The following is a 12,597-nucleotide window of genomic DNA, read 5'->3' on the forward strand; positions in this document are numbered from 1 at the left end:
GGCGCGCGGCCCGGCGCGCGGGCCGGGCTGAGGGCCGCGGCGCGGGCCGTCGGCAGCGGCGCCCGGCGCGTCGACGCGGCCACCCCCGCGCGGCGGGACCGTGCCGTCGACGCGCTGCGTGCCTTCGCGATCCTCGGGGTGGTCCTCGGCCACTGGCTGGTGACGGCCCTGGTCGAGGACGGCGGCACCCTGCACGCGGAGAGCCCGTTACGGCACCTGCCGTGGCTGGCCCCCCTCTCCTGGGCCTTCCAGACCCTCGCCGTGTTCTTCCTGGTCGGAGGTCATGTGGCGACGAGGAGCCATGCGTCGGCACGGGCACGGGGCATGACGTACGGTCAGTGGCTGCGCGCCCGCCTGGCGAGACTCTTCAAGCCGGTGGCCGCCGTACTGACCCTCTGGACGGTGGCCGCGGCCTGCCTGCTCGGGTCGGGCACCGGCGTCGGGACCGTCCACGCCCTCGTCAAACTCGCCCTGTCCCCGCTGTGGTTCCTCCTGGTGTTCGCCGGGCTGACCGCGGCGACCCCGGTGCTCACCCGGCTGAACCCGCTGTGGCCGCTGGCCGTCGTTCTCCATGTGGACCTGGTGCGTTTCGGACTCGGCGGACCCTCCTGGCTCGGCTGGGTGAACGTGGCGGCGGGCTGGCTGGTCCCCTACACGCTGGGCGCGGCCTGGACGCGCGGCGAGCTGGACCGGCGGCGCGCGGGCTGGGTGCTGTTCGGCTGCGGCGCGACGGCGACGGCCGCGCTGGTGGCGTGGGCCGGCTACCCCGCGTCGATGGTGGGCGTCCCGGGCGCGGCGGTCTCGAACCTGAACCCGCCGACGCTGGCCGCGGTCACCTTCGGCCTGGCCCAGTGCGGCCTCGCGCTGCTGCTGCGCGAGCCGCTCCGCCGGTGGATGCGGCGGCCACTCGCCTGGGCGGCAGTGGCGGTCGTCAACCTGTCGGCGATGACGATATTCCTCTGGCACCAGACGTCCCTGATGGCGGTCACCGCCGTGGGCCTGTCCGTAGGCCGGCTGCCCGGTCTGCACACGGTCCCCGACGACCTCGTCTGGGTGGCGGCCCGCCTGGCCTGGCTCCCGGTGTTCGCCCTCGCCCTGGCCGTCTGCCGAGCCGCCTTCCGCTCCTGCGAACAGGGCCCGCGCCGCCGCACGGGCCGTCCCTCCCGTATCGTCCGCGTGCACCGCCGTGGTGGTCCGGCGGGCACACGAACGGCCCCTCGTGCCCGGGGTTGACGGGGTGACCGGCACGGAGCCCGGGGAGCCGGACAAGGAGCCCTCCATGCCCGACGCGACACCCCCGCAGCGGAGCCGCTGGAGTGCGGCTCGTCCCCGTGTCCCCGTACGGGAGGTCCTCGCCGACCTCGCGTCGACGGCGGCCGCGCCCCTGCCGCCGCTGTCCCGGCCCCGATGGCTGCGACGGCTGCCGCACTTCCTGGTGGGCCTGGTCGCCCTCCTGATCACCTTTACCAGCGCGGACACCTTCACCACCGAATACCGGCTCGGCTTCCCGCTGGGCAACCTGTTCGGAATCGCGCAGGGCGTGGCCGTCGTCCTCGCCCTGTGGCGGCCGGTGCCGGCCTGGTGGCTGTCCCTGGGCGGCACCGTCCTCGGCGCCATGGCGGCGAGGAACCTCATGGTGGCGGGCGGCGGCTTCCCGGGCCCCGACTGGCCGTGGGGCTCGGCGGCGATCACCGCGCAGGCCTTCGTGCTCTTCCTCCTCGCGCTGCGGCTGCCCACCCGAGTGGCCGTCGGCGCGCTGTCCCTGACCGCTCTGGTGACGTACTTCCTGCAGGGCGTCGTCGGTGGAGCGGCCTACCGCTCCACGGGCCTGCCGGCGCTCGTCGTCTTCGCCGCCGTGCTCCTCCTCGGCATCGCCCTGCGAGGCCGCCGCGAGGCCCGTACCCAGCTCGTCGAACAGGCCTCGCTGACCGAGGAGGAGCGTGCCCGGCGCACCCTCCTGGAGGAGCGCAGCCGGATCGCCCGCGAACTGCACGACGTGGTCGCCCACCACATGTCGGTGATCTCCATTCAGGCCCAGGTCGCTCCACACCTGGTCGAGAACCCGTCCGAGGAGCTGAAGGAGAACCTCGCGGGCATCCGGCAGAACGCCCTGGAGGCACTGATCGAGCTGCGCCGTGTCCTCGGTGTGCTGCGCTCGGAGAACCCCGAGGACCCGTACGGCCTCGGAGCCGGCACCGGCGCCGCCCCCGACTCCCCGCAGCCCACGCTCGACCGCCTCGACGCGCTCGTCGCCAACACCCGCGCGGCCGGTCTGGAGGTGACGACGGAGATCTCCGGCGAGCGGCTTCCCCTGGCGCCCGGCGTCGAGCTGTCGGCCTACCGGATCATCCAGGAGGCGCTGAGCAACGCACTGCGGCACGCGCCCGGTTCGACGGTCCGCGTCGAGCTGTGTCACTTCCCGAGGGGCCTCCAGGTGCGGATCATCAACTCGCGACCCGAGCGCCCGGCCGCGCCGTCCCCGGGCGCGGGGCACGGTCTGCTCGGCATGCGGGAGCGGGCCGCGATGTTGGGCGGCACCCTGGTGACCGCCGAGACGTCGCACGGCGGCTTCGTGGTGGCCGCCTTCCTGCCCCGCAACGGCGTCGCCCTGACCGACGACGCCTCCCCCGACCACCCGTCCCCCGACCACCCGTCCCCCGACGTCGACACATCGGGCCGCACAGGAGACAAGAGCCGATGACGAGCAGCACCATCCGTGTACTGATCGCCGACGACCAGCAGATGGTCCGCCAGGGCTTCACCGTGCTGCTCAACACCCAGCCCGACATCGAGGTGGTCGGCCAGGCGGTGGACGGCCTGGACGCGATCGCCAAGGTCGCCGAACTCGCCCCGGACGTCGTGCTGATGGACATCCGCATGCCCGAGCTCGGTGGAATCGACGCGACCCGGCGCATCACCGCCGAGACACCCCTGATCAGGGTGCTGGTGCTCACCACCTTCGACCTCGACGAGTACGTGTACGAGGCGCTGCGGGCCGGTGCCTCCGGGTTCCTGCTCAAGGACGCGTCCGCCGACCAGCTCGCCGAGGCGGTACGGGTGGTGGCGGCGGGCGACGCGCTGATCGCGCCCGGGATCACCCGCCGTCTCATCGCCGAGTTCTCCCGTCTGGGTTCCGTACCCCGTACCCCGTTCAAGCAGCGCGTGGGCGAGCTGACGGAGCGCGAGACGGAGGTCCTCGCCCTCATCGCGCAGGGCCTGTCGAACGCGGAGATCGCCGAGCGCCTCGTCGTCGCCGAACAGACAGTGAAGACCCACGTGGGCCGCATCCTGGTGAAGCTGGGGCTGCGGGACCGCACCCAGGCCGCTGTCTTCGCCTACGAGTCGGGACTGGTACGCCCTTCCGGCTACTGAGTGCCGGGCGTCGCGAGGCAGACGGGACTTTCGCAATACGCCCGGGGCGGGCCCGGCAGCCGCCGCCCCCTCGGGTCTACCCCGTAGTACCTGAGACGGATCCGGCAGGACCCTTCTCACAGGTGACGACGGTGACCCGGCGGGCGGCCTACCGTTTCGAACGTGACCGACACGACCCAGACGCAGATGACGCCGCCGGGCGGGGCCAAGCCACGCAGCCCGGAGTTCCGGCTCACCGCGGACGCCCTGCGCGGACTGCGGCAGGAGCTGTTCCACGATGCCTTCGCCTACCGTCCGCTCCCGCGCATGCGGGTGAACGGCCCGATCACCCGACGTCTCCCCGAGGGCGTCCGGGAGTATGCGGCCTGGACCCCGCACGCCGTCACCGCGCTGTGCGGACTGTTCGCCATGTTCCTCGCGAGCACCACGAACAACGGCTCCGGCACCCTGAGCCTGGTGCCCGGCTTCCTCGCACTGCTCCCGGTCCTGCTGACGCTCGTCCGGCCGGTCGGTGCCTTCTGGTTCTCCCTGGCGGCGACACCGTTCGCGGCCGTGTTCAGCGACCGCTGGAGCGACTGGCCCTGGCCGCCGGGCGCCTTCGTCGCCCACCTGGTGGTGCTGACGGTCGTGGCGCTGCGGACGCGGCCGCGCACCGCGGCCTGGATGTGGGTGCTGACCGCGCTGTACGGGATGGCGGCCGAGACCGTCTTCGGCGCCGGGCACTACGCGACCAACTCGGTGCCCCTGCTGTTCCTCTCCGCGCTCTCCCTGCTGGTCGTCACCGTCCTGCACATACGCCGCGCGGCGGAGCGGGAGGTGACCGCCCAGCTGTCCGTGACGGCGCACGAGCGCTCCAAGCGCACCTTGCTGGAGGAGCGCACGACGATCGCGCGGGAGCTGCACGACGTGGTGGCCCACCACATGTCGGTGGTCGCCATTCAGGCGGAGGCCGCACCGTACCGGGTGGAGAACCCGCCGCCCGAGCTGGAGCAGGCCTTCGTCACGATCCGGGAGAACGCGGTGGCGGCGCTCACCGAGCTGCGCCGCGTCCTCGGTGTCGTACGGGCCGAGGACTACGAGGCCCCGGACGCCCCGCAGCCCACCCTCGCCGACCTCGAGGCGCTGCTCGCCAATGTGCGGGACGCGGGCCTGAGCGTGGAGAAGGTGGTCACGGGTGCGGTGCGTGAACTCCCGCAGGGCGTCGAGCTGTCGGCGTACCGCATCGTCCAGGAGGCGCTGAGCAACGCGCTGCGGCACGCGCCCGGTGCCACGGCCCGCGTCGAGATCGGCTACGTCCTCGGCGGGCTCGGCCTGCGGATAGTCAACGGCCCCGCGCCGGCCACGAACCTGGTGAAGTCCACGCACGGCGCGGGCCACGGCATCACCGGCATGCGGGAGCGGGTCACGATGCTGGACGGGGAGATGACGACGGGCGAGACGGACGACGGCGGATACGAGGTGACGGTGTTCCTGCCGGTGCCCGTGGCGGAGGAGTCCGGATGACGGGCGACATCATCCGCGTGCTGATCGCCGACGACCAGGTGATGGTCCGCGAGGGGTTCTCGGTGCTGCTCGGCGCGATGCCGGACATCGAGGTGGTCGGCGAGGCGGTCAACGGGCGGGAGGCGGTCGAGCGGGTCCGCGAACTCGGACCGGACGTCGTTCTGATGGACATCCGCATGCCGGAGCTGAACGGCATCGAGGCGACCCGGGAGATCGTCGCCGCGGACAGCACCGCGAAGGTGCTGGTGCTCACCACCTTCGACCTCGACGAGTACGTGTATCAGGCGCTGCGCGCGGGGGCCTCCGGCTTTCTGCTCAAGGACGCCTCCGCGCGGCAGCTCGCCGACGGGGTACGGGTGGTCGCGGCGGGCGAGGCGCTGCTCGCGCCCTCGGTCACCAAGCGGCTGATCACCGAGTTCTCCAAGCTCGCCGAAGCCCCACGGCTGTCGGCCACCGCACAGGCTGCCTACGGCGACCTGACCGAGCGGGAGACGGAGGTGCTGGTCCTGATCGCGCAGGGTCTGTCGAACGCGGAGATCGCCTCGCGGTTGTTCGTGGCGGAGTCCACGATCAAGACCCATGTGAGCCGCATCCTGGTGAAGCTGGGGCTGCGGGACCGCACCCAGGCGGCGGTCTTCGCCTACGAGGCGCGGCTGATCACGCCCAGGTGACCCCGCCCGGTCCCGGCGGGGGAGGCGGCACGGGGCGGGCGGCACGGGGGCCGTCCGCCGGGACGCCCCTGTTCAGAGGGGGGTGCGGCGGGCTAGCGTCCGGTCATGGCAGCTTTGGAGACCCCCGGGACCTTCGACCCCTGGGACCCGGCGTTCGTGGCGGACCCGTACCCCGCGTACGCGGAACTGCGTGCGCGCGGCCGGGTCCACCACTACGAGCCGACCGACCAGTGGCTGGTCCCGCACCACGCGGACGTGTCGGCGCTGCTGCGGGACCGGCGCCTGGGCCGGACGTACCAGCACCGCTTCACGCACGAGGACTTCGGGCGGACGGCGCCCCCGCCCGAGCACGAGCCGTTCCACGTGCTCAACGACCACGGAATGCTGGACCTGGAGCCGCCGGACCACACCAGGATCCGCCGGCTGGTCTCCAAGGCGTTCACCCCGCGCACCGTCGAGCGGCTGGGACCGTATGTGCGGCGGCTGGCGGGCGAGCTGGTCGCCGGTCTGGTCGCGGCCGGCGGCGGCGATCTGCTCACCGATGTCGCCGAGCCGCTCCCGGTCGCCGTGATCGCCGAGATGCTGGGCATCCCGGAGTCCGACCGGGCGCCGCTGCGGCCGTGGTCGGCGGACATCTGCGGGATGTACGAGCTGAACCCCTCGCGGGAGACGGCGGCCAGGGCGGTACGGGCGTCGGTCGAGTTCACGGAGTATCTGCGGGAACTGATCGAGGCCCGCCGCAAGGAACCGGGCGACGACCTGATCTCGGGGCTCATCGCCGCGCACGACGAGGGCGACCGGCTCACCGAGCAGGAGATGATCTCCACCTGCGTGCTGCTGCTGAACGCGGGGCACGAGGCGACGGTCAACGCCACGGTGAACGGCTGGTGGACGCTGTTCCGCCACCCCGGCCGGCTGGCCGAGCTGCGTGCCGACCGCTCGCTGGTCCCCACGGCGGTGGAGGAACTGATGCGCTACGACACCCCGTTGCAGATGTTCGAGCGGTGGGTGCTGGACGACATCGAGATCGACGGTACGACGATCCCGCGCGGTGCGGAGATCGCCCTGCTCTTCGGCTCCGCCAACCACGACCCGGCGGTCTTCACCCGCCCCGACGAACTGGACCTCTCGCGCACCGACAACCCGCACATCTCCTTCAGCGCGGGCATCCACTACTGCATCGGCGCGCCGCTGGCCCGGATCGAACTGGCGGCGTCGCTGGGCGCGTTGCTTGAACTGGCGCCGACGCTGCGTCTCGCGGCGGAGCCGGAACGCAAGCCGAACTTCGTGATCCGGGGACTCGAGGGACTCAGCGTGGCCCTCTGATCCGCCGGCCGAGCGCCCACCGGCATGGACGCGGCGGGGCGGTCCGGGGTTCCCGGCGCCGCCCCACCGGCGTCCGTGCCCGCGTCGTCGGGGACCACGGGTGTCCGCGGACGTCGGCGGATGTCCGCGGGGGACCGAGGGTGTCCGGTGTCAGGTGCTCAGGTCCCGCCGACGCAGCGCCGTCAGACCGGCGCCGGTCAGGCCCGCCGCGATGACGGTCAGGACCAGCACCGGTGTCCAGGTCATCTCCCCGCCCGGCAGCTTGGGGAGGTGGCCGTAGGGGGAGAGGTCCATGAGCACCTGGGGGACGTCCAGAGCGGGCCCGATCCAGCCCAGCAGGAGGACGAGGCCCGCCGCGCCCCAGGCGCCGGGTGCCGACCGGGGGAAGACCCCGTACAGGAGGACCGCCAGGCCGCCCACCGTCCAGACCGCCGGGATCTGGAGGAGGCAGGCGCCGAGGACGGGCCCCGGCTCGTGGCCGTAGCCCAGCCCGAGACCGGCCCCGCCAAGGAGCATGATCAGGACCGCTCCGCCGAAGGCGATGACCAGGTGCCCGCCGGCCCAGCGCAGCCGTCCCACCGCGTTCGCGAGGATCGGTTCGGCCCGCTGGGAGGTCTCCTCGCCGTGCAGCCGCAGCACGGAGGAGACGATGTACAGCGCGGCCACCATCCCGAGCATGCCGGTCATCGCGGCGAGGAACGCGTCCGTGATCCCGGACTGCCCGCCCATCCGCTCGATGATCTCGCGGGTCCTGGCGTTGTCGCCGACCAGGTCGGACGCGCCCTGGGTGATCCCGCCGAACGCGGCCCCGGCGGCGAGGAAGCCGAGGCTCCAGCCGAGCACACCGCCGCGCTGCAGCCGCCAGGCCAGCGCCCAGGCCGTGCCGAGCCGCCCCGAGGCCGGACCCGGCCGCGTCGGCAGGAAGCTCATGCCGACATCGCGCCGCCCGGCGAGCGCGTAGGCGAGTGCGCCCTGAAGGGCGACGGCCACGGCGAACAGGAGCAGCACCCACCACCGCTCGTCCGCGAACGGCCGCTCGTTCTCCAGCCAGCCCAGCGGCGACACCCAGGTCAGCGGGGACGAACCGTCGGTCGCGGCGGAGTCACCGGCCGCCCGCAGGACGAACGCCGTGCCCAGCACGCCGCCCGTCAGCCCCTTCGCCAGCCGCGCGCTCTGCGTGAACTGGGCGACGATCGCCGCAGCCGTGGCGAAGACCATGCCGACGCCCCCGACGCCGAGTCCGAGCGCCAGGGCGCCCGGGGCGCCCTGGCCGGCCAGTCCGCCCGCGATGAGCACGGCGAGCGCGCCGTTCGCGACCAGGGCGGCCAGCAGCGCCGCGGTCAGCGGGGCACGCCGTCCCACCATCGCCGACGAGAGGAGTTCCTGGCGTCCGCTCTCCTCCTCGTCACGGGTGTGCCGGACGACGACGAGCAGGCTCATGATCCCGGCGAACAGACCGGCGTAACCGCCCACGCGCCAGGCGGTGAGGCCGCCGAGGGAATCACTGAACACCGGCCCGTAGGTGGCGCGCAGCGAGCTGTTGGTGAGCATCTGCCGTGCCAGGCCGGCGCGTTCGGCCGCGGTGCCGTACACCGTCTTCAGCGTGTTCGGCAGCGAGAGGACCATCAGCGCGATCACACCGGTCCACAGGGGTGTCAGCACGCGGTCGCGGCGCAGCGCGAACCTCAGGAGGGTGCCGGTTCCGGCCAGTTGGCGGGTGCCGCCGGTCCGTACCGCGAAGACCGCGCCCGCAGTGGTGTTCCCGGTGTCCGTGGCGGTCATCGCGCCATCGCCTCCGCGGGCGCGTCCTCCTGGTAGTGCCGCAGGAACAGCGCTTCCAGGGTCGGCGGGGTGGCGGCCAGGGACCGTACGCCGGAGTCGGTGAGCGAGCGCAGTACGGCGTTCAGCTTGTCCGTGTCGACCTGGAGCCGCACCCGGGTCCCCTGTACGTCGACGTCGTGCACCCCGGGCAGCGAGGCCAGGGAGCCCGGCGGGCCCGCGAGTTCGGCGGTGACGCTGGTACGGGTGAGGTGGCGCAGTTCGGCGAGTGTGCCGCTCTCGACGGTGCGGCCCTTGCGGATGATGCTGACCCGGTCGCAGAGCTCCTCCACCTCGCTGAGGATGTGACTGGACAGCAGGATCGTGCGGCCCCGGTCGCGCTCCTCCTCGACGCAAGTCTGGAAGACCTCCTCCATCAGCGGATCGAGGCCGGAGGTGGGCTCGTCGAGGATCAGCAGGTCGACGTCCGAGGCGAAGGCGGCGACGAGGGCGACCTTCTGGCGGTTGCCCTTCGAGTAGGTGCGGCCCTTCTTGGTGGGGTCGAGCTCGAACCGCTCGATCAGCTCCCCGCGCCGTCCCGGGTCGAGGCCGCCGCGCAGCCGTCCGTACAGGTCGATGACCTCGCCGCCGGACAGGTTCCGCCACAGCGTCACGTCACCGGGGACGTAGGCGATCCGGCGGTGCAGTTCCACCGCGTCCTTCCAGGGGTCCCCGCCCAGCAGCCGTACCGTCCCCGCGTCGGCCCGCAGCAGGCCGAGCAGGACGCGGATGGTGGTGGACTTCCCGGAGCCGTTCGGGCCGAGGAAGCCGTGCACCTCGCCGGCCTCGACGTGCAGGTCGAGACCGTCCAGTGCGTGCGTCCTGCCGAACGACTTGTGCAGTCCGGATACCTCCAGGGCGAGGTGTGCCTTCGTCATGGTTCAGAACGTACGCTTCTTTCAGAAATTTGTGAAGTTAAGGAAACGTATGAACTCCGGATAGACTCGGCGGTGACGCGTGAGCAGGGGAGATGATCGACAGATGGAGCGACCGAGTGCGGCGGAGCGGGACCCGGAGGTGGTCTCGCAGTTCGTCGAGGGCTTCGCGGCGCAGCTCGTCGAGGCCGGGATGCAGCGGATGCCCGCCCGGGTCTTCGCGGCCCTGCTCGCCTCCGACTCCGGTGCCATGACCGCCGCCGAACTCGGCGAGCGGCTCCAGGTCAGTCCGGCCGCCGTCTCCGGCGCGGTGCGCTATCTCGCGCAGCAGCACATGGTCTCGCGCGAGCGGGACCCCGGCTCCCGGCGCGAGCGGTACCGCGTGCACAGCGACCAGTGGTACGAGGCGCTGACCAGCCGTGACGCCGTGCTCAAGCGCTGGGAGACGGCTCTGCGCGCGGGCGTCGAGAGCCTCGGTTCCACGACCCCCGCCGGACGCCGGCTCGCCGAGACCCTTGCCTTCTTCGAGTTCATCGACGGCGAGATCGCCGGGATGATGGAGCGCTGGCGCACCCACCGGGAGAAGCTGTTCGGCGACGGCGGCCACTGACGACACGCGGCCGGGCTTCACCCCGGGAGGGTCAGCCCCACCCGCCCTCCCGCACCGTCCACGTCCGCGTCCGCACCGGCCCCGAGACCACCGAATCCGCCCGGTACCGGAAGTCGGCCCCGGACACGGTGACCCGCTGTCCCACCATCCGCAACGGCGAGGCCTGCGCCCCCACGGAGACCGGCCGCACCTCCACCTCCGCGCCCCCGGAGGCCCCCGGTGTCACGGACACCGTCTCCACCGGCTGGTCGAGATCGACCAGTGTCACCCCGTCGACCTCGACCCGCAGCCGCGAAGGTCCCGGCCCGGCGGGCAGGGACACCACCCGTCCCCAGGCCCTCGCCCTCGTCCGTCCCGACGCCACCCCCGCGGGCCGCGCGGCGAGCGTACGGACCAACGACTGGCAGGTACGCAGCCACGGATGCGCCCCAGGAGCGTCGGCGCCCATCTCCTCGGCTCCGTCGGAGACCGGCACCGGCGAACCCACCGGCGGTATGCGCAGCGCCCCCAGCACGACCCCGTCACTGTCGTCGACCAGCAGATCCAGCCGCCGCTCGACCCCGTCGAGCACCGCCCGCGCCGCGGCCACCGCGCCCATGGGCACCCCCAGGGCCCGCGCCAGGGAGAGCGATGCCCCCACGGGCACCAGCGCCAACCCGCACACGGCCAGATCCCGTTGGCGGTGCAAAAGGGACACCGCGCGCAGCAGTGTCCGGTCGTCGCCCACGACGACCGGCCTGCGGGCCCCTCTGCGGGCCAGCGCGCGGGCGAATTCCTCGGGCCCCTCCGGGAGGCACACCTTGGTGGCCGCACCCGCGCTGAGCACGTCTTTTGCGATCCGTACCGACTCACCGTCATGGCGACGGGCGACCGGGTCGATGACCACCAGAAGCTGGTCGGAAGCCGCCACCTCGGTCATGCCTCGCTTCCTCGGGTAGCATCTTTGTGCAAGAGCCCCTTGCGCTATTGCGCCAGGGGCTTCGTCTATTCCGGGGCATCCGGTCCGACGGTCGCGGCCAAAGGAGGTCGCCGGCGTACGCAGCCGTGCAAAGAATCAGCCGCGTACGTCCCCGACCTTGGACATGCCCCGCCCGGAAGGGGTGTACGCCTGTGCCCGCACTTGTGCTGCTCGGTGCTCAGTGGGGTGACGAAGGCAAGGGAAAGGCCACCGACCTGCTCGGTGGATCCGTGGACTATGTGGTGCGCTACCAGGGCGGTAACAACGCCGGCCATACGGTAGTCGTGGGCGATCAGAAGTACGCCCTCCACCTCCTCCCTTCCGGAATCCTCACGCCGGAGTGCACTCCGGTGATCGGAAACGGAGTCGTCGTCGACCCGTCGGTCCTGTTCTCCGAGCTGAACGGACTGAACGAGCGCGGCGTCGACACCTCCAAGCTTCTGATCAGCGGAAACGCTCACATCATCACGCCGTACAACGTCACCGTCGACAAGGTGACGGAACGCTTCCTCGGGAAGCGGAAGATCGGTACGACGGGACGGGGCATCGGCCCCACCTACGCGGACAAGATCAACCGCGTCGGCATCCGCGTCCAGGACCTCTACGACGAGTCGATCCTCACGCAGAAGGTCGAGGCGGCCCTCGACGGCAAGAACCAGCTCCTCACCAAGGTCTTCAACCGCCGCGCCATCGAGGCGGGCCAGGTCGTCGAGGAACTGCTGACGTACGCGGAGCGGCTGCGCCCGTACGTGGCCGACACGGTCCTGGTGCTCAACAAGGCGCTCGACGAGAACAAGGTGGTCCTCTTCGAGGGCGGCCAGGGCACCCTGCTGGACATCGACCACGGTACGTACCCCTTCGTCACGTCCAGCAACCCGACCGCCGGTGGCGCCTGCACCGGCGCGGGCGTCGGCCCGACGAAGATCAGCCGGGTCATCGGCATCCTTAAGGCGTACACCACCCGCGTCGGCTCGGGCCCGTTCCCGACCGAGCTCTTCGACGCCGACGGCGACGCGCTGCGCCGCATCGGCGGCGAGCGGGGCGTCACGACCGGCCGTGACCGCCGCTGCGGCTGGTTCGACGCGGTCATCGCCCGGTACGCGACCCGGGTCAACGGCCTGACGGACTTCTTCCTCACCAAGCTGGACGTCCTGACCGGCTGGGACGAGATCCCGGTCTGCGTGGCGTACGAGATCGACGGCAAGCGCGTCGAGGAACTCCCGTACTCCCAGACCGACTTCCACCACGCGAAGCCGATCTACGAGACCCTGCCGGGCTGGTCCGAGGACATCACCAAGGCGAAGTCCTTCTCCGACCTGCCGAAGAACGCCCAGGCGTACGTCAGGGCGCTCGAGGACATGTCCGGCGCGCCGATCTCCGCGATCGGGGTCGGCCCCGGCCGCGACGAGACGATCGAGATCAACTCGTTCATCTAGTACGGCTGCCGAGCGCGCCCCCGTGAGG

11 protein-coding genes are annotated in these 12,597 nt (G+C 72.1%); 8 read left to right on the plus strand and 3 right to left on the minus strand.

Features of this window, described 5'->3' with window-relative positions; translation table 11 throughout:
- Positions 1-27: 27 nt before the first annotated feature.
- The 6 genes from HEP85_RS21855 (at position 28) to HEP85_RS21880 (ending at position 6,872) form a co-directional block, all read left to right on the plus strand.
- The gene (locus HEP85_RS21855; protein ID WP_369658127.1) at positions 28-1,233 is read left to right on the plus strand and encodes an acyltransferase; all 1,206 of its coding nucleotides are present in this window, start codon (positions 28-30) and stop codon (positions 1,231-1,233) included.
- Between the two features lie 46 nt (positions 1,234-1,279).
- Positions 1,280-2,701 (plus strand): sensor histidine kinase, encoded by a 1,422-nt coding sequence (locus tag HEP85_RS21860; protein ID WP_168529224.1) that lies wholly within the window; start codon positions 1,280-1,282, stop codon positions 2,699-2,701.
- On the plus strand, positions 2,698-3,372 hold the full coding sequence (locus HEP85_RS21865) for a response regulator transcription factor (protein ID WP_168529225.1): 675 nt from the start codon (positions 2,698-2,700) through the stop codon (positions 3,370-3,372). Before HEP85_RS21860 ends, HEP85_RS21865 begins: the two co-directional genes overlap by 4 nt.
- Before the next feature lie 162 nt (positions 3,373-3,534).
- Positions 3,535-4,875 (plus strand): sensor histidine kinase, encoded by a 1,341-nt coding sequence (locus HEP85_RS21870; protein WP_211118037.1) that lies wholly within the window; start codon positions 3,535-3,537, stop codon positions 4,873-4,875.
- Positions 4,872-5,546 (plus strand): response regulator transcription factor, encoded by a 675-nt coding sequence (locus HEP85_RS21875; RefSeq protein ID WP_168529226.1) that lies wholly within the window; start codon positions 4,872-4,874, stop codon positions 5,544-5,546. Before HEP85_RS21870 ends, HEP85_RS21875 begins: the two co-directional genes overlap by 4 nt.
- A 105-nt stretch (positions 5,547-5,651) precedes the next feature.
- Positions 5,652-6,872, plus strand: coding sequence for a cytochrome P450 (locus tag HEP85_RS21880; protein WP_168529227.1), 1,221 nt, complete (start codon positions 5,652-5,654; stop codon positions 6,870-6,872).
- A 150-nt stretch (positions 6,873-7,022) separates the two neighbouring features.
- Here the strand turns inward: HEP85_RS21880 and HEP85_RS21885 are convergent, their stop codons facing one another.
- On the minus strand, positions 7,023-8,654 hold the full coding sequence (locus tag HEP85_RS21885) for an ABC transporter permease (RefSeq protein ID WP_369657799.1): 1,632 nt from the start codon (positions 8,652-8,654) through the stop codon (positions 7,023-7,025).
- Positions 8,651-9,568, minus strand: a complete 918-nt coding sequence (locus HEP85_RS21890) for an ABC transporter ATP-binding protein (RefSeq protein ID WP_168529229.1) — start codon at positions 9,566-9,568, stop codon at positions 8,651-8,653. The genes HEP85_RS21885 and HEP85_RS21890 overlap by 4 nt, the downstream gene beginning before the upstream one ends.
- A 103-nt stretch (positions 9,569-9,671) precedes the next feature.
- On the opposite strand from HEP85_RS21890, the gene HEP85_RS21895 reads away from it, so the two are divergent.
- Complete coding sequence (locus HEP85_RS21895; RefSeq protein WP_168529230.1) at positions 9,672-10,175, plus strand: GbsR/MarR family transcriptional regulator; 504 nt, start codon at positions 9,672-9,674, stop codon at positions 10,173-10,175.
- 31 nt (positions 10,176-10,206) lie between these two features.
- Here the strand turns inward: HEP85_RS21895 and HEP85_RS21900 are convergent, their stop codons facing one another.
- Positions 10,207-11,094, minus strand: coding sequence for a diacylglycerol kinase family protein (locus HEP85_RS21900; protein ID WP_369657800.1), 888 nt, complete (start codon positions 11,092-11,094; stop codon positions 10,207-10,209).
- A 191-nt stretch (positions 11,095-11,285) separates the two neighbouring features.
- Between HEP85_RS21900 and HEP85_RS21905 the strand changes: the two genes are divergently transcribed.
- The gene (locus HEP85_RS21905; RefSeq protein ID WP_168529232.1) at positions 11,286-12,569 is read left to right on the plus strand and encodes an adenylosuccinate synthase; all 1,284 of its coding nucleotides are present in this window, start codon (positions 11,286-11,288) and stop codon (positions 12,567-12,569) included.
- Positions 12,570-12,597: the final 28 nt, after the last annotated feature.

Source organism: Streptomyces sp. RPA4-2 (assembly GCF_012273515.2).
Taxonomy (GTDB): domain Bacteria; phylum Actinomycetota; class Actinomycetes; order Streptomycetales; family Streptomycetaceae; genus Streptomyces; species Streptomyces kaempferi.